Genomic DNA, 23,785 nt, shown 5'->3' with positions numbered 1-23,785 from the left:
TGGCGTCCTGGTGGGCGGCGGGCCCGTGATCACCGTACCCGCGCGTCCGGCCCGCACCACTCAGCGGCACCGCCCCGCGAGGGACCGCCACCCTCCGTGCACAGGTGGACGGCAACACACCCTGCGACCGGATACCCTTTGACGAGACACACGCACCGTCCCACAACAGCACACGCGGCCGAGGAGTCACCCGGATGAGCACCACCCAGAGCGAGAGGCTGCGAGAGCTCCTGGAACCGCTCGTCGCCTCCCAGGGACTGGATCTGGAAGAGATCGCCGTGGACTCCGTCGGACGCAAGCGGGTGCTGAGCGTCGTCGTCGACTCCGACACCGGAGCGGACCTGGACCGGATCGCCGATGTGAGCCGCGCGCTCTCGGCGAAGCTCGACGAGACGGACGCGATGGGCGAGGGCGAGTACACCCTCGAGGTCGGCACCCCGGGCGCGGAGCGCGCCCTCACCGAGCACCGGCACTACGTGCGCGCCGTCGACCGGCTGGTGCGGTTCCGGCTGACCGGGGGCGGCGAGCTGGTCGCCCGGATCCTGACGGTGGACGACGAGGGCCTCGACCTGGAGGTGCCGGGCGTGAAGGGCCGCAAGGCCACCGCCCGCAGACTCCCCTTCGGTGAGATCGACACGGCACGCGTGCAGGTCGAGTTCAACCGCAAGGACAAGAGCGACAAGCACGACAACGACGAGAACGAGACGGAAGAGGAGGCGTAGCCGTGGACATCGACATGAGCGCCCTGCGGGGTTTGGTACGGGAGAAGGAGATCTCCTTCGACCTGCTGGTCGAGGCGATCGAGTCGGCCCTCCTCATCGCCTACCACCGCACCGAGGGAAGCCGCCGTCACGCGCGCGTGGAGCTCAACCGGGAGACCGGACATGTGACCGTGTGGGCGAAGGAGGACCCCGAGGACCTCGAGGAGGGGCAGGAGCCCCGCCCGTTCGACGACACCCCGTCCGACTTCGGCCGGATCGCCGCCACCACCGCCAAGCAGGTGATCCTCCAGCGCCTGCGCGACGCCGAGGACGACGCGACGCTCGGCGAGTACGCCGGCCGTGAGGGCGACATCGTCACCGGTGTGGTCCAGCAGGGCCGCGACCCGAAGAACGTGCTGGTGGACATCGGCAGGCTCGAGGCCATCCTCCCGGTGCAGGAGCAGGTCCCCGGCGAGACGTATCCACACGGCATGCGCCTGCGCTCGTACGTCGTCCGGGTGGCCAAGGGCGTGCGCGGCCCGTCCGTGACGCTCTCGCGCACCCACCCCAACCTGGTGAAGAAGCTCTTCGCCCTGGAGGTGCCGGAGATCGCCGACGGTTCGGTGGAGATCGCCGCCATCGCCCGTGAGGCCGGTCACCGCACGAAGATCGCCGTCAGGTCCACCCGTTCGGGTCTGAACGCCAAGGGCGCCTGCATCGGCCCGATGGGCGGCCGGGTCCGCAACGTGATGGGCGAGCTGAACGGCGAGAAGATCGACATCGTCGACTGGTCGGACGACCCCGCCGAGATGGTGGCCAACGCCCTCTCCCCGGCCCGGGTCTCCAAGGTCGAGGTCGTCGACCTCGCGGCCCGCTCCGCGCGCGTGACGGTGCCCGACTACCAGCTCTCCCTGGCGATCGGCAAGGAAGGGCAGAACGCCCGGCTCGCCGCCCGGCTGACCGGCTGGCGCATCGACATCCGTCCGGACGTCGAACAGCCCGCCGAGCAGCGTCCGGCGGCGGGGGAATAGATCTCGGCCTGTCGAGGCTCAGATCACGACAGATGTAACGCGGCATGTGTGCGAAGCCTGGCCCGAAGGGGTGAGGTGGCCGCGGGGAGGTAGACTTAACTGTGTCTGGCCGGACGCACGCCGGAGCATGCCCTGAACGCACCTGTGTGGGGTGCCGGGAGCGGGCGGCCAAGACGGAGCTGCTGCGCATCGTGGCGATCAAGGACGCGTGCGTCCCCGATCCACGCGGTACGCTGCCCGGCCGGGGTGCGTATGTGCATCCCGCCCCGGTCTGTCTCGACCAGGCGGTACGCCGCCGGGCGTTCACGAGGGCGTTGCGAGCCCCGGGAGCGCTCGACACAAAGGTGTTGCGCCAGTACGTCGAGCAGACGACCGTTGCCGAGCAGGCAACACCGTAAGAAGGCGTCGCACGGAACCCCCGTGCGGCTCTGGTACCCCGCGAGTTGGAAGTAGGTCGAGATTGCGATGAGCACTCGATGAGCACGCGATGAGTACGCCCATGAAGTAGCGACGGTCCGGACACACCCGGACCTAAAAGGAGCGAAGTGGCTAAGGTCCGGGTATACGAACTCGCCAAGGAGTTCGGGGTGGAGAGCAAGGTCGTCATGGCCAAGCTCCAGGAACTCGGTGAATTCGTCCGTTCGGCGTCTTCGACCATCGAAGCGCCCGTTGTCCGCAAACTGACTGACGCCTTCCAGGGCGGCGGCAAGCCCGCCCCCCGCAAGGCAGCCCCCAGGCCCGGCGCGCCGTCCCCGGCGCAGGGTGCCCGTCCGGGCCCGGCCGCCCCGCGGCCCGCCGCCCCCAGGCCCCCCGCGGCGCAGACGCCCGCGGCTCCGGCGGCCCCCGCGGCCCCGGCCGCCTCGTCGGCCCCCGCGCCGTCGGCCTCCGGCCCGCGTCCGGTGCCGGGCCCCAAGCCCGCGCCGCGTCCGGCGCCGGCCGCCCCCGAGTTCACCGCCCCGCCGGCGGCTCCGGCCGCCCCGGCGGCTCCGGCCCAGTCCTCCGGTCCGCGTCCGGCCTCGCAGGGACCGCGCCCCGGCGCGCCTCGTCCCGGTGGCCGTCCCGCGCCCGGTCAGGGCCAGGACCGCGGTGACCGCGGCCAGGGCCAGCGCCCGGCCGCCGCGCAGGGTCCGCGCCCCGGTGGCGCAGGCGCCCCGCGTCCGGGCGGTGCCCGTCCCTCGGGCCCGCGTCCGGGCAACAACCCCTTCACGTCCGGCGGCAACGCCGGCATGGCGCGCCCGCAGGCGCCCCGTCCGCAGGGCGCCCCGCGTCCCGGCGGCCCCGGTGGCGCTCCCGGCGCCGGTCCCCGTCCGCAGGGCCCCGGCGGCCAGGGCGGCGGTCCCCGTCCGCAGTCCCCGGGCGGCGCGCGTCCGTCCCCGGGCGGCATGCCCCGCCCGCAGGGCGCAGGCCCCGGCGGCCCGCGTCCCGGTGGTCCGCGTCCCAACCCCGGCATGATGCCGCAGCGTCCGGCTGCCGGCCCGCGTCCCGGCGGTGGCCCCGGCGGCCGCGGTCCGGGTGGCGGCGGTGCCGGTCGTCCCGGCGGCGGTCGTCCCGGCGGCGGCGGCTTCGCCGGCCGTCCGGCCGGTCCCGGCGGCGGTGCGCGTCCGGGCGGCGGCGGCGGTTTCGCCGGTCGTCCCGGTGGCGGCGGCCCCGGTGGTGGCGGCGGCTTCGGCGGCGGCGGTGGCCGTCCCGGATTCGGCGGTCGTCCCGGCGGTCCCGGTGGCCGTGGTGGCACGCAGGGCGCCTTCGGCCGTCCCGGCGGTCCCGCGCGTCGCGGTCGCAAGTCGAAGCGGCAGAGGCGCCAGGAGTACGAGGCCATGCAGGCCCCGTCGGTCGGCGGCGTGATGCTGCCTCGCGGCAACGGCGAGACCATTCGCCTGTCGCGCGGTGCGTCCCTCACCGACTTCGCCGAGAAGATCAACGCCAACCCGGCGTCGCTCGTCGCGGTGATGATGAACCTCGGCGAGATGGTCACGGCCACGCAGTCCGTCTCCGACGAGACGCTGCACCTGCTCGCGGGCGAGATGAACTACGAGGTTCAGATCGTCAGCCCCGAGGAGGAGGACCGCGAGCTGCTCGAGTCCTTCGACATCGAGTTCGGCGAGGACGAGGGCGACGACGAGGACCTCGTGGTCCGTCCGCCGGTCGTCACCGTCATGGGTCACGTCGACCACGGAAAGACCCGACTGCTCGACGCCATCCGCAAGACGAACGTCATCGCGGGCGAGGCCGGCGGCATCACCCAGCACATCGGTGCCTACCAGGTCGCCACCGAGGTCAACGAAGAAGAGCGCAAGATCACCTTCATCGACACCCCGGGTCACGAGGCGTTCACCGCCATGCGTGCCCGTGGTGCGAAGTCGACCGACATCGCGATCCTGGTCGTCGCGGCCAACGACGGCGTCATGCCGCAGACGGTCGAGGCGCTCAACCACGCCAAGGCGGCCGAGGTCCCGATCGTCGTCGCGGTCAACAAGATCGACGTCGAGGGTGCCGACCCGACCAAGGTGCGCGGTCAGCTCACCGAGTTCGGTCTGGTGGCCGAGGAGTACGGCGGCGACACGATGTTCGTCGACATCTCCGCCAAGCAGGGTCTGAACATCGACTCGCTGCTCGAGGCCGTCATCCTCACCGCCGACGCCTCGCTCGACCTGCGGGCCAACCCGAGCCAGGACGCCCAGGGCATCTCGATCGAGTCCCGTCTCGACCGCGGCCGCGGTGCCGTGGCGACGGTCCTCGTCCAGCGAGGCACCCTGCGGGTCGGCGACACGATGGTCGTGGGCGACGCCTACGGTCGCGTCCGCGCCATGCTCGACGACAACGGCAACAACGTCGCCGAGGCCGGCCCGTCGACGCCGGTCCAGGTCCTGGGCCTGACCAACGTCCCGGGTGCGGGCGACAACTTCCTCGTCGTCGACGAGGACCGCACCGCCCGCCAGATCGCCGAGAAGCGTGCCGCCCGCGAGCGGAACGCCGCCTTCGCCAAGCGCACGCGCAGGTTCTCCCTGGAGAACCTGGACGCCGCCCTGAAGGCCGGCGAGGTCCAGCAGCTGAACCTGATCATCAAGGGTGACGCTTCCGGTTCGGTGGAGGCCCTCGAGTCCTCCCTGCTCCAGCTGGACGTCGGCGAGGAGGTCGACATCCGCGTCCTGCACCGCGGCGTCGGTGCGGTCACGGAGTCGGACATCGACCTGGCCATGGGCTCGGACGCCATCGTCATCGGCTTCAACGTCCGCGCGGCGGGCCGCGCGGCGCAGATGGCCGAGCGCGAGGGCGTGGACGTCCGGTACTACTCGGTCATCTACCAGGCGATCGAGGAGATCGAGGCGGCCCTGAAGGGCATGCTCAAGCCGGAGTACGAGGAGGTCGAGCTCGGCACGGCGGAGATCCGCGAGATCTTCAAGTCGTCCAAGCTGGGCAACATCGCCGGTGTCCTGGTCCGCTCCGGCGAGGTCAAGCGCAACACCAAGGCGCGCCTCATCCGCGACGGCAAGGTCATCGCCGAGAACCTCAACATCGAGGGCCTGCGCCGCTTCAAGGACGACGTCACCGAGATCCGCGAAGGCTACGAGGGCGGTATCAACCTCGGAAACTTCAACGACATCAAGATCGACGACGTCATCGCGACGTACGAGATGCGGGAGAAGCCGCGGGTGTGAGCCCACGGTCCGTACCGGCCGGCGGGACCTGGTCCCGCCGGCCGGCGTGTCGTCCGGGGGTCTTCGGGCCCCCGGACCCGTTCCGGCCTCGTCACCGAGCGCCGGACGGACCCGGACACCTGATCCGCGTCGGCGGCCCGGCGGGGAAAACCCCGTCGAGCCGCCGGCCGGATCGTTGTACCGTTCTTGATGTCCCTGCCCCTGGAGGCAGGGCCATCGATCCCGTACCGGCGGGTGAACCGGTTACACACATGTACGTGGGGACTCTGTCCTTCGACCTCCTCCTCGGCGACGTACATTCGCTGAAGGAGAAGCGCTCCGTCGTCCGCCCGATCGTCGCCGAGCTCCAGCGCAGGTTCGCGGTGAGCGCGGCCGAGGTGGACCACCAGGACCTCCATCGCAGGGCCGTCATCGGCCTGGCCATGGTCTCCGGTGACGCGGAGCACCTGACCGACGTCCTGGACCGGTGCGAACGGCTGGTCGCCGGGCGCCCGGAAGTGGAGCTGCTGTCGGTCAGACGCCGCTTCCACGGCGAAGACGACTGACCGACCGACCACGCAACGCAAGAGAAGAAGAAAGAACGGGAGACGGACCAGTGGCCGACAACGCGCGCGCCAAGAGGCTGGCGGACCTCATCCAGCAGGTGGTGGCCCAGAAGCTGCAGCGCGGGATCAAGGACCCGCGGCTCGGCTCCCACGTCACCATCACGGACACCCGGGTGACGGGTGACCTCAGGGAGGCGACGGTCTTCTACACGGTGTACGGGGACGACGAGGAGCGCGCGGCCGCGGCCGCCGGTCTGGAGAGCGCCAAGGGCGTCCTGCGCTCCGAGGTGGGCCGGGCCGCGGGCGTGAAGTTCACGCCGACGCTGGCCTTCGTCGCCGACGCCCTGCCGGACAACGCCCGCACCATCGACGACCTCCTCGACAAGGCGCGGGCCGCCGACGAGAAGGTCCGCGAGGTCTCCGCCGGCGCCGGGTACGCGGGCGACGCCGACCCGTACAAGAAGCCCGGTGACGAGGACGAGACGGACGACTCCGCCTGATGAACCGCAAGCCCACCCCGCCCGACGGCCTTGTCATCGTCGACAAGCCGTCGGGCTTCACCTCGCACGACGTCGTGGCCAAGATGCGGGGGATCGCGGGGACCCGCCGCGTCGGCCACGCCGGCACGCTCGACCCGATGGCGACGGGCGTCCTCGTCCTCGGCGTCGAACGGGCGACCAAGCTCCTCGGGCACCTCGCGCTCACCGAGAAGGAGTACCTGGGCACGATCCGGCTCGGCCAGACGACCCTGACCGACGACGCGGAGGGCGAGATCACGGGGTCCACGGACGCCTCGAAGGTCACCCGGGACGCGATCGACGCGGGCATCGCCGAACTCAGCGGCGCCATCATGCAGGTGCCGTCCAAGGTCAGCGCCATCAAGATCAACGGTGTCCGCTCCTACAAGCGGGCGCGGGACGGCGAGGACTTCGAGATCCCGGCCCGCCCGGTCACCGTCTCCTCCTTCTCGGTGTACGACGTCCGTGACGCCGTCGCCGAGGACGGCACCCCGGTCCTCGACCTGGTCGTGTCCGTCGTCTGCTCCTCCGGCACCTACATCCGGGCCCTCGCCCGCGACCTGGGTGCCGGACTCGGCGTCGGCGGCCACCTCACCGCCCTGCGCCGCACGCGCGTCGGCCCCTACAAGCTGGATTCGGCGAAGACGCTCGACCAGCTCCAGCAGGAGCTGAGCGTGATGCCGATCGCCGAGGCGGCCACCGCCGCGTTCCGCCGCTGGAACGTGGACGCCAAGCGCGCCCAGCTGCTCACCAACGGCGTCCGCCTCGAGATGCCCGACGAGTACGCCGGGGCGGGCGCCGTGGCCGTCTTCGGTCCCGAGGGCCGTCTCCTGGCCCTGGTCGAGGAACAGAAGGGCAAGGCCAAGAGCCTGGCCGTCTTCACCGGCTGACCGGCCCGGGCAGGCCCGGACCGGCGCCCTGTGGCGTGTCCGGGGCGGGCCTGCCGAGGTGCCCGTGGTCCGATGTGCCCGCGGCCCGAGGTGCCCGTGGAGCGGCGGACACGGGGTTGTGCTGCGCCGCTCCACGGTCCCCCCTCGGTTCCCCCACCTCTAGGGTGTATCCAACGGCCGCGCGTCATTCACCCGTCCGGGCAGGCGCTCGGAGTGAACCGAGGGAGTGCAGGGGGGCGCGTTCGCACCGCGTTCTGTCCCGCTGATCACCCCGCCCCTACCGTCGTAGACCGGACAGGCGGGTGGGGCGGGAGGTGCGCGATGGCGGGACGAGGCCCGCGGACACCGGGGTACGGATCTCCGGGACACGCGTCCCCGGAATACCTGTCCCTGCACGACGTGTCCCCGGGGGACGCGGACGCTCCCCGTCCGACTCCCGACGCGTCCTTCGACACCCTGGGCGACACCGGCCTCGTCCGTGTCCGCGACCTCGCCGGCCGGCCGCGCGGCACCGGCTTCGTCGCCGACCACCACGGCACGGTGATCACCAGCCACGAGGCGGTCGACGGCCTGGCCCGGCTCGTCCTGTGCGCCGACGGCGACGGCGGTGACCGCGGCTGCGTGGTGACCGCCGCCGCGGTGACCCCCCTCCCCGGACTCGACCTTGCGCTCGTCCGCACCGAGGGCCTCGACGTGGACCCTCTCCCGGTGACCGTGCGCGACGGCGTCGAGGCCGGCAGGTACGTCCGGCTGCTCGCCGGCTGCTGGCGCGAGGCCCGGGTGCTCGCCGGTACCCCCGTGACGTACGCGGCCCGGGACCGCTTCCACCCCCTCGGCAACGCCCTGGAGCTGGCGATCGGCACGGCGGGCCGGGACGCGCTGCGGCCGGGCGGGGGCGCGGCGGGAGGTCCGGTCCTCGACGCCGGGACGGGCGCGGTCGTCGCCGTCCTCGGCACGGCGCTCCGCTCCGGCCACCGCGACGCCGGCTTCGCGGTCCCCTTGCGTCCCGGCGGCCCCTGCGACGAGTGGACCGATCACGGCGGGGCGGCCGGGGTGGCGGCGGGCGCCTGTGCCGACGGGCCGCTCGCCGAGCTGCTCGCCCGCAACGCGGCCACCGTGCCCGCGTACGGAGCCGATCTGAACCTCGCGGGCCTCCTGGCACTGACGGCCACCTCGGTCGCTTCGGACGGCCCGCCCGAGGCGCTCCCGGGACACCCCGGCCGTACCGGGCCCGGCTGGTGCCCCGCCGCCGTCGAGCCGGTCGAACGGCACGATCTCACCCGGGAGTTCGAGGCGTTCGCCGCAGGCCCGGCGACCGTCCTCGCCCTCGTGGGAGCCCCCGGAAGCGGCCGTACGACGGCCCTGGCGGCGCTCGCCGCGCGCCGCGCCCGAGGAGCCCGGCCGGCCCCCACCCTGTGGCTGCGCGGCGCCGACCTGAGGGACGGGGACGGCTCCCTCGCCGACGCGGCCCGCCGTGCCCTGGACCGCGCGGCCCGCATCGTGGCGGCCTCCCGCCCGGCGCCGTCCGGCGCCCACGGCCCGGTGCCGGCCGCAGCGGGCATCCCCGAGGAACCGGCCCCGGGACCCCACTCCGGCTGGGCATCCGCCTCGGCGGAGGCGCCAGGACCGGGGGCGGGCGGCGCCGGGCGGGGCCGTGGGCTCGGTGACGTCACGCCCGAGCGGCTCGCCCGCCTCGCGCAGGCCGCCGGGCGCCCCCTGCTGCTCCTCCTCGACGGGCCCGAGGAGATGCCCCCGGTACTCGCCCACCGGCTCGCCGAATGGACCGAGGGCACGGCCGACTGGCTCCGGGAGACGGGGATCCGGCTGGTGGTGGCCTGCCGGGACGAGTACTGGGAGCGGGCGGGCGCCGAGTTCCCGCCCGAGCTGCTGTACGGCGCCGCCCCGGCCGGGGACACGCTGCCGCCCTGCGTCCGCGTCGGCGACCTCGGCCCCGACGAGGCCCGCGAGGCCCGCGCCCGCTACTCCCTGCCGGAAGCCGCCCTGGCCGCCCCCGACGACCGGCACCCCCTGACCCTCCGGCTGCTCTCCGAGGTCCGTGCCGCCCTCCCCGGCCCGCCGAGCCCGGTCCCCGTGGACCGGGACGACGTCTTCTCCGCGTACCTCGACCTGATGTGCCTGCGCGTGGCCGTCCGCCTGGCCGCGGGGAACGGGCTGCGCGGCGCCGCCGTACGACGCCTCGCGGCGAAGGTCTCCGGCCAGGTGCACGAGGCCGCCCGCCGCAGCCTCGGGCCGGGACAGGGCGAACTGGACCGGGCCTCCTTCGAGGCGGTGTTCCCCTGGGGACAGGCGCCGGCCCGGCTCGGCGGCGGCACCGGCTGGGCGTCCGCCGTCCTCGCCGAAGGCCTCCTCGTCCCCGCGGGCCGCGGCTACCGCTTCGCGCACGAGGAACTCGCCGACTGGATCCAGGGCATCCACCTGGACCTCGACGAGGCGCTGCGCGCCCTGGTCCACCGCCGCCGCCCGCGCGACGGCCGGCGCCCACTGCCCGTCCCGCACCACCGGATCGGCCCCGTCACACAGGCGCTGCTGCTCCTCGCCCGCCACCAGGGGCCACATCAACTCGCTTTGCGGCTGCGCGAGTTGATGCATGCCCTGGACGCCGACCCGGACTGCTGGTGGGCGGCCCGGCTGCTCACCGGGACCCTGCTGCGCGTCCCGGACGCCACGCCGTACACGGGTGTCCTGCGCCTCCTGGCGGACCTGATCGGCGGAGGCGCGGGCACGCACGGCCGGTTCGTGGACTTCGGCCCCGCGTTCTGGACGCGACTGGCGCTGCCGCCCGACGCCCGCCTCGACCTCCTGCGCCGCCTGGTCCTCGCCGACGGCGGCCCGTACGACGGGCGGACACCCCGCTACCTGGACACCGTCGCCCGGCTGCTCGCCGCCGACGCCCCCGCCGTACAGCCGTACCTCACCGACTGGTTCGACGACGAGCGGCCGCTGCCCGCCACCCCGCACGCCACCGTGGCGACGGCCGCGCAGGCCCTGCTGCACACCCACCGGCACCGGGCCCCGGACGACCTCACGGAGGCCCTCGTGGACTGCGCGCATCCCCGCGCCGACGAGCTGCTCGCCGTCCTGGCGGAGGAGGAGACGTCCGCGGTCTGCCGGGCCGCCGACCGCTGGTCGCACGACGGGCGTCCGGCCCGCCGGGCCGCGGCGGTGACCCACGCCCTGCGCGCCGCCCCGCACGCGGGGACGGAGGGCGACCGCCGGCTGCTGCGCCGGGCGGCCCTGGCCCTGCTCGCCCGCCCCGACGACCATGCCCTGCACGGGGGCGCCCTCGCGCTCCTCGTCCGCGACCCCGAGACCCGCCCCCGGCACCTCCCGTACGCCCTCAGGCTGTTCACGGCCGGCGATCCGCAGCTGCCGCCGGGCGTTCTGCTCGGCGCGCTGGGCACCCACCCCGAGCAGGTCCTGGACGCCTTCCGCGCCCGGCTGTGCGGCCCCGGCCGCGCGGACACCGCCCCCGTCCTGCGCGCACTCGCCGACGTCACCACGCCCGCCCTGGCCGAACGGGTCGCCGCCCTGGTCCGGGAGACGGTGGAGCGGCGACCGGAGGCCGCCGGGCACGTGGCCGACCATGTCGACCGGCGTCTCGACCAGGGGCCCGCCGCCAGAGCCGTCCTCCTGCCGCTGGTGACGGGCATGCTCGACGCGGGCGGCCCGGAACAGGTGCGGGCCGCACTCGCCGGCGTCCTGGCCGCGCCCGGCCTTCCGGAGTCCCGCCTCCTGCGGGACGAACTGCTGGAGCACCTCCTCACCCACGAACGCGAGCCGGCCGTCCTGGACGCCGTCCTGCACGCGGCCGCCGGCCGTCGTGGCGAGGACCTGCGCGTCCTCGTCCACCGCATTGGCCTGCTCCTCGTCCGCACTCCCGACGGCGCGACCCGCCTCGACCGCGGCCTGGTCGAGCTGGCCCGGCACGTCCCGGGCTTCGCGGCCCGGGTGACGGAGTGGCTGACGGAGGCGCCGGGGGAGTGGGCGGCAGTGGTCGGCCCCGCCGCCCGCCGCACGATCGAGAACCTGGCGGGCGCACGGGTGCCCGTGTGAGCCACCGCGCGCGTGGGCCGGGTCACGTGGGCCGGCTCACGTGGGTCGGGTCACAGCCTCCATGCCGATGCGGGCCGGAAGCACCCGGCATGGCACCCTTAGTCCTGCGTAACAGGCAAGGACAGACACGGACACGGGTTCGAGGAGCGGTCACAGTGCAGCGCTGGCGTGGCTTGGAGGACATCCCCGAGGACTGGGGACGCAGCGTCGTCACCATCGGGTCCTACGACGGGGTCCACCGCGGGCACCAGCTGATCATCCGGCACGCCGTGGACCGCGCCCGGGAACTGGGCGTGCCCGCCGTCGTCGTCACCTTCGACCCGCACCCCAGCGAGGTCGTCCGTCCGGGCAGCCACCCGCCGCTGCTCGCCCCGCACCACCGCCGCGCCGAGCTGATGGCGGAACTGGGCGTCGACGCCTCGCTGATCCTGCCGTTCACCACGGAGTTCTCGAAGCTGTCCCCGGCGGACTTCGTGGTCAAGGTGCTGGTCGACAAGCTGCACGCCAAGGCGGTCGTCGAAGGCCCGAACTTCCGCTTCGGCCACAAGGCGGCGGGCGACGTCGAGTTCCTCGCCGAGCAGGGCAAGGTCTACGACTTCGACGTCGAGGTCGTCGACCTGGTGCTGTGCGGTGAGGCGGGCGGCGGTCAGCCGTTCTCCTCGACGCTGACCCGGCGTCTGGTCGCCGAGGGCGACCTCGCGGGCGCGGGGGAGATCCTCGGCCGTCCGCACCGGGTGGAGGGCGTCGTGGTGCGCGGGGCGCAGCGCGGGCGCGAGCTCGGCTTCCCCACCGCCAACGTCGAGACCCTGCCCCACACCGCGATCCCGGCGGACGGCGTCTACGCGGGCTGGCTGCACGCGAACGGCGAGGCCATGCCGGCCGCGATCTCCGTCGGCACGAACCCGCAGTTCGACGGCACCGAGCGCACGGTGGAGGCGTACGCCATCGACCGCGTCGGCCTCGACCTCTACGGCCTGCACGTCGCCGTCGACTTCCTCGCCTTCGTGCGCGGCCAGGCGAAGTTCGACTCGCTGGAGGGGCTGCTGGAGCAGATGGCGCTCGACGTGCGGCGCTGCAAGGAGCTGGTGGCGGCGCAGCGGTAGCCGCCGCGCACGGTCCATGGCGTGAACGCCGAAGGGCGGCCGGTGTCCTCGGACACCGGCCGCCCTTCGGCATTCGTCACTGCTGCGGAGGCTGCCCGGGCTGCGGCGCCTGGGGGTGCTGCGGATAGCCGTAACCGGGCTGGGGATATCCCGGCTGGGGCTGGGGCTGGGGCTGCGGCTGGGCGTACGGCTCCTGCCCCGGCTGCGGCTGCTGCTGCGGGTAGGCCTGGCCCGGCTGCGCCGGGTACGGCTGCCCCGGGGCGTACGGCTGACCGGGCCCCGGCTGGGGCGCCTGCGGGTACGGCTGGCCGGCCTGCGGCGGGTAAGGCTGCCCCGGTACCTGCTGGCCGGGCGTCTGCTGGCCCGGCATGGGCGGGGCGGCGACCGGCGGCGGGTTGCCGTCGCTGGTCCACAGTCCCTGGCGCTGCTGGTGGCGGATGAAGTCCTCCGCGACCAGTGCCGTGAGGTTGAAGTACGCCTCCCGGACCTTGGGCCGCATCATGTCGAGGTCGACCTCGGCGCCGGCCGCCAGGTGCTCGTCGAACGGCACGACGACGACACCCCGGCAGCGGGTCTCGAAGTGCGCCACGATGTCGTCCACCTTGATCATCTTGCCGGTCTCGCGCACACCGGAGATGACGGTGAGCGAGCGGGAGACCAGCTCGGCGTACCCGTGCGCGGACAGCCAGTCCAGCGTCGTACTGGCGCTGCTCGCGCCGTCCACGGACGGGGTGGAGATGATGATCAGCTGATCGGCGAGGTCGAGGACGCCCCGCATGGCGCTGTAGAGCAGACCGGTGCCGGAGTCGGTGAGGATGATCGGGTACTGGTTGCCGAGCACCTCGATCGCCCGGCGGTAGTCCTCGTCGTTGAAGGTCGTGGACACGGCCGGGTCGACGTCGTTGGCGATGATCTCCAGGCCGGACGGCGCCTGGGAGGTGAACCGCCGGATGTCCATGTACGAGTTGAGGTACGGGATCGCCTGGACGAGGTCACGGATCGTCGCCCCCGTCTCGCGGCGCACCCGGCGGCCGAGCGTACCGGCGTCCGGGTTCGCGTCGATCGCGAGGATCTTGTCCTGGCGCTCGGTGGCGAGGGTGGAGCCGAGGGCGGTGGTGGTCGTCGTCTTGCCCACACCGCCCTTGAGGCTGATGACGGCGATCCGGTAGCACGACAGCACCGGCGTCCGGATCAGCTCGAGCTTGCGCTGCCGCTCGGCCTCCTCCTTCTTGCCGCCGAGCTTGAAGCGGGAGGCGGCGGCCGCCGGCCGGCCGCTCTTCGCCTTCTGCCTCTTGTTGTTGAGCAGCCTGTCGGACGACAGCTCCACGGCGGCGGTGTAACCCAGCGGCGCGGCACCGGGGTTGACCGGCTGCCGCTGATCGTGCCGGATCGGCTGCGGCCAGGCGGCCCCGGCCCGGGGATCCACGGGCTGCTGGACCGGCGGCCCCTGCGCGGGGTCGGGCGCGGGAGCCGGCTGCGCGTACGGCGCCGACGGCTGGGGCTGCGGGACGTACGCCTCCGGCGGCTGGGGCTGCGCGGGGTGCGGCGCCTGCGGCTGGGGCTCGGCCTGCGGCTGCGCGCCGGCGGGAGGGAACTGCCCGGGGAAGCCCTGCGGCGCCCCGTGCGGGAAGCCCTGGGGGGCCGCCGCCGGGGACTGCCCGTCCGCCTGCTGCGGGACACCAGGCTGCGGGAAGCCGGGATGCGCCGGAACGACCGGAGGCTGTTCGCCCTGCGGCTGCGGCTGCGGCTGCGACTGCGGGGCCGGGGGCTGCGGAAAGCCGTAACCCGCGGGGGCGGGTGGGGCGTCGGCGTGCTGGGGGAAGCCGTAGCCGCCGGGCGCGTGGGCGTCGGCCTGGGGCTGGGCAGCCGGGGGCGTCTGCTGGGGCTGGGGCTGGTTGGCGGGGGAGGGGGCGGCTGCCGCCGGGCCGGTGTTCGGCTGCGGGAAGCCGTAACCCGCGGGGGCGGGTGGGGCGTCGGCGTGCTGGGGGAAGCCGTAGCCGCCGGGCGCGTGGGCGTTGGCGGGGGGCTGGGGGGCAGGGGGCGCCGGAGCGACACCGGGCTGCGGGAAGCCGTAGCCGGGCTGCGGGGCGGCGGGCTGCTGAGCGGCCGGTGCGGGAACGGGGGGCTGCGGGAAGCCGTAGCCCGGCTGCGGTGCGACCGGGGCGGGCTCCGGGACCGGCGGGTTCCAGGCGGCCGGCGCGGGCGGGGCCGCCTGCGGGGGCACCGGCTGCTGCGCGTGCGGTTGCTGGTGCTGCACGTGAGGCTGCTGGGCGGGCGGCTGCGCCGACGCGTCGACGGGCTGCGGCTGGGCCGGCCATTGGGCCGCCGGGGCGGGCGCCGCGGGCTGGTACGACGGCGGCAGCGGAGGCAGTTCGGCCTGCGGGGTCGGCGGGGGAGTCCAGGCCGGCGGCGCGGCGGGAACGGCGTCCGAAGGCACGTCGTCCTGGACCGGGCCGGCGGGCGGGACGGCGTCCTGCGTCACGCCGTCCTGGGATCCGGCGGCGCTCGTGGGGACGGCGTCCGAGGGCTCCTCCACGGCGGAGTCGCTGTGCGGGACCGCGTCCTCGACGACGTCGGGAGCGTCGGTCGCGCCGTCCGTCACGGCAGCGTCGCCGGGAACTGCCGACCGCTCGTCCGCGGATGCCTCGGCGGTGTGTTCAGCGGCCTCCGGCTCGGCCGCGGGGGGCTGCGGCACGAAAGGCTGGGCCACCGGGTGTCCGGGTTCGGTGCCGCTGTCGTTCACCGTCGCGTCGACCGCGGCTGCGGCTTCCTCTTCATGCGCCGCGGCTGCGGCGGGGGTTTCGCTTCCGGCGCTTCCGGCCGGTACGCCCGGGGCGTCGACCGGCGCCGGGGTGGGGACCGGTTCCGCGTCGCCGGGGACGGCCGCTTCGGCGGGCTGGGCGTGCTCGGCGGGCCGCTCGGCGTCGGCGGCCTGCGCCGCCGAGGCGTGCTCGGCGATCTCCCGCTTGAGCGCAGCCGCCGAGAAGCGCATGGTGGCGGGGCTCTCCAGATCCCCGCTGCCGGAACCGCCCTCCGAGGCGCCCTCGACGGGATGCTGCTGGGGCTGGGGCTGGGGCTCGAATCCGCTGCCCACCGGAAGGTCCGGCACGACGACGGAACCCGCGCCCGGAGGCACGGCGGGCGCCGCCGGAGCGGGATGGGCGGGCGGAGCGGCAGGCATCGCCGGAGGAGCGGGAGGCGCCACGGGCGCGAACGGCGCTTCCGGCAGGGGCACTCCGGGCGTTCCCGGCGTTCCGGGCGGGGCGTGCGGCGCGGCAGGCGCACCCGGGGTTCCCGGCCCGCCCGTCCCGGGAACCGGCCCCTGGCCGCCGCCCGCGTTCTGCGTGTACCAAGCCGGCGGCGCGTAGTCGATGGTGAACTCGCCCGGCGTCTCGACGGCGGACTCGGCGTCGGGCTGGTCATCGCCGGGTGTGGCCCAGCCCCCGCGGATCCCGTCCCGATCGCTGCTCACAATTCCTCCTGGTGTGGTGGTCGAGCACCCCCATGCCGTGCCGGGGCGACCATCTGCTCTGTCGTCCTGAGTGGTTCGAGGCCGTCCGACGTGGTCCGACGCCGCCTTCCCCCGGGAGACGCCGACGTCCGTCCGGCGGTTTCCGGCATCGCGCCCCGTACCAGCCTAATCATCGGACGCCCCGCCACGGCAGGCCCGCCCGCCCCTCGGCACCAGTCCACCACGCCACGGACCCCGCGCAAGGACCGCGTACGCCTCCAGGTCGCATGACAAAAGACCGATAGCGCCGTAAATGCCGCGCAGGTAAAGGAAGAAGACGCCCCGTCGGCCGCCCCGCCCCCTCCGTACCGGCGTCCGGCGGACCCGGCTCCGGCGTCCATGGGCGGAGCCGCCACACCCATCCACCCGTACTCGCCGAGGCGCCGCGGCGAGACACCCGGCCCGCCTCGTGGACCGCCGGGTCGCCGGACCCCCGGGCCGCCGGCCCCCGGGTCGCCGGACCGTTCCGCGTCGACGGCCGCCGCCCGCACCCTCGGTACTCAGGGCCCGCCGCAGGCCCGTCCCGACACTCCACCCTGACCGCCCCGGCAGCCCCGGCGACCCCGGCAGCCCCGGCCGTCCTGAGCCCGGACGCGAGCACTCGCAGGGTCCAGGGGCGGTCCACGGGCCGCTGCCCGGCACGACACCGCAGGGCGCGGACCCGGTCGCTCACCGGTCCGCGCCCTGCGACGCGAAGGGCCGCCTTCGCGATCGCCCCTCGCCACCGCGCTCAGGTACCGCTCTCAGACACCGGGCCCGTCGCCCACCCGGGCCCGTCGCCCACCCGGGCCCGTCGCCCACCCGGGCCCCGCCTGTACCCCGTCCCGCTGTACCCCGCGCCCCGCTCAAGCCCCGCCCCGGTCTACGCCCCCGCCCCACCGTCGGCGGGGGCCGGCTCCAGGTCGAACTCGCCGTCCCGCGCGCCGAGGACGAAGGCCCGCCACTCCGCCTCCGTGTAGCGCAGCACCGTCTCGGGGTCGAGCGACGACCGCATCGCGACCGCTCCCTCCGGGAGGTGGGCGATCTCGACGCGCTCCTCGTGCTCCTCCGTGCCCGGCGCGCACTGCCACTCGACGCCGGAGATGTCGAGCGCGTACAGCTCGTCCCGTTCCCGCTCCTTGCGCGCCCTGAGTTCCCTGTCCTCGGCATCGGCCATCTCGGCTCCGACCCTCTCCTCCGTGCCAACGAGCTGTCCCGTCAGCCTACTTGCCGTCGTTCTCCCAGCTCAGAGGTTCACCGTTCGGGTTCGGGCACGGCCTCGTCCCCGTACACTGCCCCCCGCGCGCAGGCACCGTCCGGGCAGGTCCGGCGTGCCGGCCTGCTACCCTGGCTCTCGGCCGTTTGTGTACGCACCCCCGGAAACACCCTCGGGCACCGCCCGAAGGCTCCGGAGGCCGCGCGCAGCGGATCCCGCCATACGAGTAACGGAAGCTCCCCCGAGACAAAGACCGGGGGCACTCGATGGCCACACCAAGACTACGAGGAGTACGCGTGCCGCTCGACGCCGCTACGAAGAAGCAGCTCATCACGGAGTTCGGCCAGAAGGAGGGCGACACCGGCTCCCCCGAGGTCCAGGTCGCCATGCTGTCGCGCCGGATCTCGGACCTGACCGAGCACCTCAAGACGCACAAGCACGACCACCACTCCCGTCGTGGTCTGCTGATCCTGGTCGGCCAGCGTCGCCGCCTGCTGCAGTACCTCGCCAAGAAGGACATCCAGCGCTTCCGTGCGCTGGTCGACCGCCTCGGCATCCGCCGCGGTGCGGCGGGCGCCAAGTAGGACGCCGTGAGGGGAGCGGTTCCCGGAACATCGGGGCCGCTCCCTTTGCTGTACACACCGTCCGCCGGCGAGCGCCGTCCCCTTCGGGAGCGGCCCGCGCAAGCGACGAGCGGCGCCGGCAGGAACCGGCCCGCACCGGGGCAGGGCCCGTCGTACGACCCTGCCGCCCCGCGGAAACGTGCGGAGTGTCGGGAACCCTTTGTAGTGTGGTAGCACAACGCAATACGTACGACACGGTGTGATGACGTGTACTCGCTGCGGGTAAACGTCACCACACACCCCGAACGAGGAGAAGCGCGCCCTGCCGCCGCCGGTCCTCGGTAGTGGCCCCCGGGAAAGAGATCCCCGGGTGCTTCGATCGAAGACCGGCCCGCACCGAACGGAGCGCTTCTCCGCACCGTCCCCCTGCCACACGGGCAGCGAGGGACGAAAGACGACAAGTAACGGAGAAAATGCTAGTGGAGAACGAGACCCACTACGCCGAGGCCGTCATCGACAACGGCTCCTTCGGCACCCGCACCATCCGCTTCGAGACGGGCCGCCTGGCCAAGCAGGCCGCCGGCTCCGCCGTGGCGTACCTGGACGACGACACCATGGTGCTGTCGGCCACCACCGCCTCCAAGAACCCCAAGGACCAGCTCGACTTCTTCCCCCTCACGGTGGACGTCGAGGAGCGGATGTACGCCGCCGGCAAGATCCCCGGCAGCTTCTTCCGCCGTGAGGGCCGTCCCTCCGAGGACGCCATCCTCACCTGCCGCCTGATCGACCGCCCGCTGCGCCCCTCCTTCAAGAAGGGCCTGCGCAACGAGATCCAGGTCGTCGCCACGATCATGGCGCTCAACCCCGACCACCTGTACGACGTCGTGGCGATCAACGCCGCGTCCGCGTCCACGCAGCTGGCCGGCCTGCCCTTCTCCGGCCCGATCGGCGGCGTCCGCGTCGCGCTGATCAACGGCCAGTGGGTCGCGTTCCCGACGCACACCGAGCTCGAGGACGCCGTCTTCGACATGGTCGTCGCCGGTCGCGTCCTGGAGGACGGCGACGTCGCGATCATGATGGTCGAGGCCGAGGCCACCGAGAAGACCATCCAGCTGGTCCAGGGCGGCGCCGAGGCGCCGACCGAGGAGGTCGTCGCCTCCGGTCTGGACGCCGCGAAGCCCTTCATCAAGGTGCTCTGCAAGGCGCAGGCCGACCTCGCCGCCAAGGCCGCCAAGCCGACCGGCGAGTTCCCCGTCTTCCTCGACTACCAGGACGACATCCTGGAGGCGCTGTCCGCCGCCGTCCGCCCGGAGCTCGCCTCCGCGCTGACCATCGCGGGCAAGCAGGACCGCGAGGCCGAGCTGGACCGCGTCAAGGCGCTCGCCGCCGAGAAGCTCCTGCCGGAGTTCGAGGGCCGCGAGAAGGAGATCTCCGCCGCGTACCGCTCGCTCACCAAGCAGCTGGTCCGTGAGCGCGTGATCAAGGAGAAGAAGCGCATCGACGGCCGCGGCGTCACGGACATCCGTACGCTCGCCGCCGAGGTCGAGGCCATCCCGCGCGTGCACGGATCGGCGCTGTTCGAGCGTGGCGAGACCCAGATCCTGGGCGTCACCACCCTCAACATGCTCCGGATGGAGCAGCAGCTGGACACCCTCTCCCCGGTGACCCGCAAGCGCTACATGCACAACTACAACTTCCCGCCGTACTCCGTCGGCGAGACCGGCCGCGTGGGCTCCCCCAAGCGCCGCGAGATCGGCCACGGCGCTCTCGCCGAGCGCGCCATCGTGCCGGTCCTGCCGACGCGCGAGGAGTTCCCCTACGCGATCCGTCAGGTGTCCGAGGCTCTCGGCTCCAACGGCTCGACGTCCATGGGCTCGGTCTGCGCCTCCACCATGTCGCTGCTGAACGCCGGTGTGCCGCTGAAGGCCCCCGTCGCCGGTATCGCCATGGGCCTGATCTCCCAGGAGATCAACGGCGAGACGCACTACGTCGCCCTCACCGACATCCTCGGTGCGGAGGACGCCTTCGGCGACATGGACTTCAAGGTCGCCGGCACCAAGGAGTTCGTCACCGCCCTCCAGCTCGACACCAAGCTGGACGGCATCCCGGCCTCCGTCCTGGCCGCGGCCCTCAAGCAGGCCCGCGACGCCCGCCTCCACATCCTCGACGTGATGATGGAAGCGATCGACACGCCGGACGAGATGTCCCCCAACGCCCCGCGGATCATCACGGTCAAGATCCCCGTGGACAAGATCGGTGAGGTCATCGGCCCGAAGGGCAAGATGATCAACCAGATCCAGGAGGACACCGGCGCCGAGATCACGATCGAGGACGACGGCACCATCTACATCGGTGCCCAGGTCGGCTCGCAGGCCGAGGCCGCCCGCGCCACGATCAACGGCATCGCCAACCCGACCATGCCGGAGGTCGGCGAGCGCTACCTGGGTACGGTCGTCAAGACCACCACCTTCGGTGCGTTCGTGTCGCTGCTCCCGGGCAAGGACGGTCTGCTGCACATCTCGCAGATCCGCAAGCTCGCCGGCGGCAAGCGCGTGGAGAACGTCGAGGACGTGCTCGGTGTGGGCTCCAAGGTCCAGGTCGAGATCGCCGAGATCGACTCCCGCGGCAAGCTCTCCCTGATCCCCGTGATCGAGGGCGAGGAAGCCGCCGAGGACGCGAAGGACGACTCCGACAAGTGACGTCGAGCAGCTCGCAGGCGACGGCCCGCACCTCTTCGGAGGCGCGGGCCGTCGCCCGTACCCAAACCCTGATCAAGGGCACGGCGGGCATCGGTGTCGTGCGCAAGACCACCCTCCCGGGCGGCCTGCGCATCGTCACCGAGACCCTCCCGTCGGTCCGCTCCGCCACCTTCGGCATCTGGGCGCACGTCGGCTCCCGCGACGAGACGCCCTCCCTGAACGGCGCCACGCACTACCTGGAGCACCTCCTCTTCAAGGGGACGCACCGCAGGTCGGCGCTGGACATCTCGTCCGCCATAGACGCCGTCGGCGGCGAGATGAACGCGTTCACGGCGAAGGAGTACACGTGCTACTACGCGCGCGTGCTCGACGCGGACCTGCCGCTCGCCATCGACGTCGTCTGCGACATGCTCACGGGCTCCCTCATCCTCGAGGAGGACGTGAACGTCGAGCGCGGCGCGATCCTCGAAGAGATCGCGATGACCGAGGACGACCCCGGTGACTGCGTGCACGACCTGTTCGCGCAGACCATGTTCGGCGACAACCCCCTCGGCCGGCCGGTCCTGGGCACCGTCGACACGGTCAACGCCCTCACCGCCGACCGCATCCGCCGCTTCTACAAGAAGCACTACGACCCGACCCACCTCGTGGTCGCGGCCGCCGGCAACATCGACCACAACAAGGTCGTACGCCAGGTCCGCGCGGCCTTCGAGAAGGCGGGCGCGCTCCGGAACACGGACGCCGCACCCATCGCCCCGCGCGACGGACGGCGCACGATCCGCGCCTCCGGCCGCGTCGAGCTGCTCGGCCGCAAGACGGAACAGGCCCATGTCGTCCTCGGCATGCCGGGCCTGGCCCGCACCGACGACCGGCGCTGGGCGCTCGGCGTGCTCAACACGGCCCTCGGCGGCGGCATGTCGTCCCGGCTGTTCCAGGAGGTCCGCGAGAAGCGCGGCCTGGCCTACAGCGTGTACTCGTACACCTCGGGCTTCGCCGACTGCGGCCTCTTCGGGGTGTACGCGGGCTGCCGCCCGAGCCAGGTGCACGACGTGCTCAAGATCTGCCGCGACGAACTCGACCAGGTCGCCGAGCACGGTCTGTCCGACGAGGAGATCGGCCGTGCCATCGGCCAGCTGAGGGGCTCCACGGTCCTCGGCCTCGAGGACACCGGCGCGCTCATGAACCGCATCGGCAAGAGCGAACTGTGCTGGGGCGAGCAGATGTCGGTCGACGACATGCTGACCCGGATAGCCGCGGTGACCCCGGACGAGGTCCGCTCCGTCGCCCGCGACATCCTGGGACGGCGCCCGTCGCTGTCGGTCATCGGCCCGCTCAAGGACAAGCAGGCCTCCCGGCTGCACGACGCGGTCGCCTGACCCCTTCGGCAGTCCTTCGGCAACTTCGGTAAGGAAGCACAAGAGATGAGCAAGCTGCGCGTGGCGGTCCTCGGCGCCAAGGGCCGGATCGGCTCCGAGGCGGTACGGGCGGTCGAGGCCGCCGAGGACATGGAGCTGGTGGCCGCCCTCGGCCGCGGCGACGACCTCGGGACGCTGACCGGGAGCGGCGCCCAGGTCGTGGTCGAACTGACCACGCCCGCCTCGGTGATGGACAACCTCGACTACTGCGTGCGCAACGGGATCCACGCCGTCGTCGGCACGACGGGCTGGACCGACGAGCGCCTCGCGCGGCTCGGGGACCTGCTGGCCGCCTCCCCGGGGACGGGCGTGCTCATCGCGCCGAACTTCTCCATCGGCGCCGTCCTCACCATGAAGTTCGCGCAGATCGCCGCGCCGTACTTCGAGTCCGTCGAGGTCGTCGAGCTCCACCACCCCAACAAGGTGGACGCCCCCTCCGGCACCGCCACGCGCACCGCCCAGCTCATCGCCGAAGCCCGTCGCGCGGCGGGCACGGCCCCGGCGCCGGACGCCACGGAGACCGGCCTCGACGGCGCGCGCGGCGCGAACGTCGACGGGATCCCGGTCCACGCCGTCCGGCTGCGCGGGCTGCTGGCCCACCAGGAGGTGCTGCTCGGCGGCGAGGGCGAGACCCTCACGGTCCGCCACGACTCGCTCCACCACAGCAGCTTCATGCCGGGCATCCTGCTGGGCGCCCGCCGGGTGGTGTCGACGCCGGGCCTCACCTTCGGCCTGGAACACTTCCTGGACCTCGGCCGGAACTGAGCCCGACATGCGCGCCAAGCTCTCCTACGCCGTCACGGCCGCCGTCCTGGTCTTCTACTTCGTCCTGGTCGGCAGCCGCGGCGTCATGCTCATCCAGACCGGCACCCTGCTGACCGTCACCTTCGGGGTGGCGGTGCTGATCCTGCCGGTCATCGGCGTCTGGTTCCTGTGGAAGAACACCCAGTTCGTCCGGCGGGCCAACGCCCTCGCCGCGGAACTCGACGCCGAGGGCGGGCTGCCCGTCGACGAACTGAAGCGCACCGCGGGCGGCCGCGTCGACCGTGACTCCGCCGACGAGGTCTTCGCCCGGCGCAGGACCGAGACGGAGGCGGCCCCCGACGACTGGCGCACCTGGTTCCGCCTCGCCGTCGCCTACCACGACGCCCGCGACACGCCCCGCGCCCGCAAGGCCATGCAACGGGCGATCAGACTGCACGACGGCAAACCGGCCGAGGCCGCCTGAGCCGTATGCCGAAGGGGCCGGCCCGCACTGCCGCGGGCCGGCCCCTTCGTCGCGTCGTCCCGGCAGTCCGAGGGCGCGTGACGGATCAGCCGCGCCGGTTCTCCGCGGCCCAGGCCTCGACGGCGTCCGCCGCCCGGTCGAACGCCGTGGGACGCGCCAGGAAGTCCGCCCCGTGCGTCGTCAGCAGCGCCGTGGCCTCCTCGGGCCGGTCCCGCCGCACGATCGTCAGGGCCTGCCCCTGGACCGTCCGCGGCAGCCCGAGCCAGCGCACCGGCTGCTGCACGGTCCGCACGGCCACGACCCGCTCCCAGGGAAGCGTGCGGGTGACGAGGAAGCTCACGTGCCGCAGCCCGCGGTCGCTCACCCACACCCCCACACGCAGCAGCCGCAGGGCGCTCGCGATCACGACCAGGGACAGACCGAAGACCGTACCGGCCTCGGACACCGAACCGGTCAGTCCGATGATGACGGCGGCGAACAGCACGAACGAGGCGAGCAGCAGGGTCAGCGCCGCCGCCCCGACCCGCCAGGGGCCGGGCCGGTACGGGCGCCGCCAGCGCTCACGGTCCTCGAAGGGCAACGCGACGTCGTCCGCCGCCTCGAATGCGCGGTCGGCCGTCAGGAAGGGCAGGGGCACGGCTGGTCCTCACTCGTCC

General features: G+C 73.5%; 17 protein-coding genes. 14 read left to right on the top strand and 3 right to left on the bottom strand.

Features of this window, described 5'->3' with window-relative positions; genetic code table 11:
* The first annotated feature begins 194 nt into the window (after window positions 1-194).
* The 9 genes from rimP (at window position 195) to Saso_RS32840 (ending at window position 12,518) form a co-directional block, all read left to right on the top strand.
* Window positions 195-722 carry a ribosome maturation factor RimP gene (rimP, locus tag Saso_RS32880; RefSeq protein WP_189928636.1) on the top strand — a complete coding sequence of 176 codons (528 nt, stop codon included), beginning with the start codon at window positions 195-197 and terminating at the stop codon, window positions 720-722.
* A 2-nt stretch (window positions 723-724) separates the two neighbouring features.
* Window positions 725-1,732 (top strand): transcription termination factor NusA, encoded by a 1,008-nt coding sequence (gene nusA, locus Saso_RS32875; RefSeq protein ID WP_189928635.1) that lies wholly within the window; start codon window positions 725-727, stop codon window positions 1,730-1,732.
* A 101-nt stretch (window positions 1,733-1,833) separates the two neighbouring features.
* Window positions 1,834-2,130, top strand: coding sequence for a YlxR family protein (locus tag Saso_RS32870; RefSeq protein WP_189928634.1), 297 nt, complete (start codon window positions 1,834-1,836; stop codon window positions 2,128-2,130).
* A gap of 147 nt (window positions 2,131-2,277) precedes the next feature.
* Window positions 2,278-5,388 carry a translation initiation factor IF-2 gene (gene infB, locus Saso_RS32865; RefSeq protein WP_189928633.1) on the top strand — a complete coding sequence of 1,037 codons (3,111 nt, stop codon included), beginning with the start codon at window positions 2,278-2,280 and terminating at the stop codon, window positions 5,386-5,388.
* A 251-nt stretch (window positions 5,389-5,639) separates the two neighbouring features.
* The gene (locus Saso_RS32860) at window positions 5,640-5,933 is read left to right on the top strand and encodes a DUF503 domain-containing protein (protein ID WP_189928632.1); all 294 of its coding nucleotides are present in this window, start codon (window positions 5,640-5,642) and stop codon (window positions 5,931-5,933) included.
* A 50-nt stretch (window positions 5,934-5,983) separates the two neighbouring features.
* Window positions 5,984-6,433: a 30S ribosome-binding factor RbfA gene (rbfA, locus tag Saso_RS32855; protein WP_054239652.1), complete on the top strand. Its 450-nt coding sequence runs from the start codon at window positions 5,984-5,986 to the stop codon at window positions 6,431-6,433.
* Window positions 6,433-7,341 carry a tRNA pseudouridine(55) synthase TruB gene (gene truB, locus Saso_RS32850; RefSeq protein ID WP_189928631.1) on the top strand — a complete coding sequence of 303 codons (909 nt, stop codon included), beginning with the start codon at window positions 6,433-6,435 and terminating at the stop codon, window positions 7,339-7,341. The genes rbfA and truB overlap by 1 nt, the downstream gene beginning before the upstream one ends.
* Before the next feature lie 321 nt (window positions 7,342-7,662).
* Window positions 7,663-11,415 carry a serine protease gene (locus Saso_RS32845; RefSeq protein ID WP_229901621.1) on the top strand — a complete coding sequence of 1,251 codons (3,753 nt, stop codon included), beginning with the start codon at window positions 7,663-7,665 and terminating at the stop codon, window positions 11,413-11,415.
* Window positions 11,416-11,570: 155 nt separating this feature from the next.
* Window positions 11,571-12,518 carry a bifunctional riboflavin kinase/FAD synthetase gene (locus Saso_RS32840; RefSeq protein WP_189928630.1) on the top strand — a complete coding sequence of 316 codons (948 nt, stop codon included), beginning with the start codon at window positions 11,571-11,573 and terminating at the stop codon, window positions 12,516-12,518.
* Between the two features lie 76 nt (window positions 12,519-12,594).
* On the opposite strand, the gene Saso_RS32835 is transcribed toward Saso_RS32840, so the two are convergent.
* Both Saso_RS32835 and Saso_RS32830 read right to left on the bottom strand, forming a co-directional pair.
* Window positions 12,595-15,990, bottom strand: a complete 3,396-nt coding sequence (locus tag Saso_RS32835; protein ID WP_203833572.1) for an SCO5717 family growth-regulating ATPase — start codon at window positions 15,988-15,990, stop codon at window positions 12,595-12,597.
* A 901-nt stretch (window positions 15,991-16,891) separates the two neighbouring features.
* Complete coding sequence (locus Saso_RS32830; protein ID WP_189928628.1) at window positions 16,892-17,185, bottom strand: DUF397 domain-containing protein; 294 nt, start codon at window positions 17,183-17,185, stop codon at window positions 16,892-16,894.
* Window positions 17,186-17,520: 335 nt separating this feature from the next.
* On the opposite strand from Saso_RS32830, the gene rpsO reads away from it, so the two are divergent.
* The 5 genes from rpsO to Saso_RS32805 all read left to right on the top strand — a co-directional run bounded on the left by rpsO (window position 17,521) and on the right by Saso_RS32805 (window position 23,129).
* Window positions 17,521-17,808, top strand: coding sequence for a 30S ribosomal protein S15 (rpsO, locus tag Saso_RS32825; protein WP_020128575.1), 288 nt, complete (start codon window positions 17,521-17,523; stop codon window positions 17,806-17,808).
* Window positions 17,809-18,266: 458 nt separating this feature from the next.
* Complete coding sequence (locus Saso_RS32820) at window positions 18,267-20,486, top strand: polyribonucleotide nucleotidyltransferase (protein WP_189928627.1); 2,220 nt, start codon at window positions 18,267-18,269, stop codon at window positions 20,484-20,486.
* The gene (locus tag Saso_RS32815; protein ID WP_189928626.1) at window positions 20,483-21,862 is read left to right on the top strand and encodes a M16 family metallopeptidase; all 1,380 of its coding nucleotides are present in this window, start codon (window positions 20,483-20,485) and stop codon (window positions 21,860-21,862) included. Before Saso_RS32820 ends, Saso_RS32815 begins: the two co-directional genes overlap by 4 nt.
* 45 nt (window positions 21,863-21,907) lie before the next feature.
* On the top strand, window positions 21,908-22,666 hold the full coding sequence (dapB, locus tag Saso_RS32810) for a 4-hydroxy-tetrahydrodipicolinate reductase (protein ID WP_189928625.1): 759 nt from the start codon (window positions 21,908-21,910) through the stop codon (window positions 22,664-22,666).
* A gap of 7 nt (window positions 22,667-22,673) precedes the next feature.
* The gene (locus Saso_RS32805; RefSeq protein WP_189928624.1) at window positions 22,674-23,129 is read left to right on the top strand and encodes a tetratricopeptide repeat protein; all 456 of its coding nucleotides are present in this window, start codon (window positions 22,674-22,676) and stop codon (window positions 23,127-23,129) included.
* 85 nt (window positions 23,130-23,214) lie between these two features.
* On the opposite strand, the gene Saso_RS32800 is transcribed toward Saso_RS32805, so the two are convergent.
* Window positions 23,215-23,766 carry a hypothetical protein gene (locus tag Saso_RS32800; RefSeq protein ID WP_189928623.1) on the bottom strand — a complete coding sequence of 184 codons (552 nt, stop codon included), beginning with the start codon at window positions 23,764-23,766 and terminating at the stop codon, window positions 23,215-23,217.
* Window positions 23,767-23,785 lie beyond the last annotated feature (19 nt).

The sequence above is a fragment of the Streptomyces asoensis genome (assembly GCF_016860545.1).
Classification (GTDB): domain Bacteria; phylum Actinomycetota; class Actinomycetes; order Streptomycetales; family Streptomycetaceae; genus Streptomyces; species Streptomyces asoensis.
Note: the sequence above shows the minus strand (reverse complement) of the source record. Positions and strands in the feature narration are given on the sequence as shown.

What these genes read in the sequence shown, in the direction of transcription:
- Saso_RS32845 (WP_229901621.1), top strand. Translation starts at nt 7,663, where the DNA reads ATGGCGGGACGAGGCCCGCGGACACCGGGGTACGGATCTCCGGGACAC.
- truB (WP_189928631.1), top strand. Translation starts at nt 6,433, where the DNA reads ATGAACCGCAAGCCCACCCCGCCCGACGGCCTTGTCATCGTCGACAAG.
- Saso_RS32860 (WP_189928632.1), top strand. Translation starts at nt 5,640, where the DNA reads ATGTACGTGGGGACTCTGTCCTTCGACCTCCTCCTCGGCGACGTACAT.
- dapB (WP_189928625.1), top strand. Translation starts at nt 21,908, where the DNA reads ATGAGCAAGCTGCGCGTGGCGGTCCTCGGCGCCAAGGGCCGGATCGGC.
- Saso_RS32805 (WP_189928624.1), top strand. Translation starts at nt 22,674, where the DNA reads ATGCGCGCCAAGCTCTCCTACGCCGTCACGGCCGCCGTCCTGGTCTTC.
- Saso_RS32830 (WP_189928628.1), bottom strand. Translation starts at nt 17,185, where the DNA reads ATGGCCGATGCCGAGGACAGGGAACTCAGGGCGCGCAAGGAGCGGGAA.
- rimP (WP_189928636.1), top strand. Translation starts at nt 195, where the DNA reads ATGAGCACCACCCAGAGCGAGAGGCTGCGAGAGCTCCTGGAACCGCTC.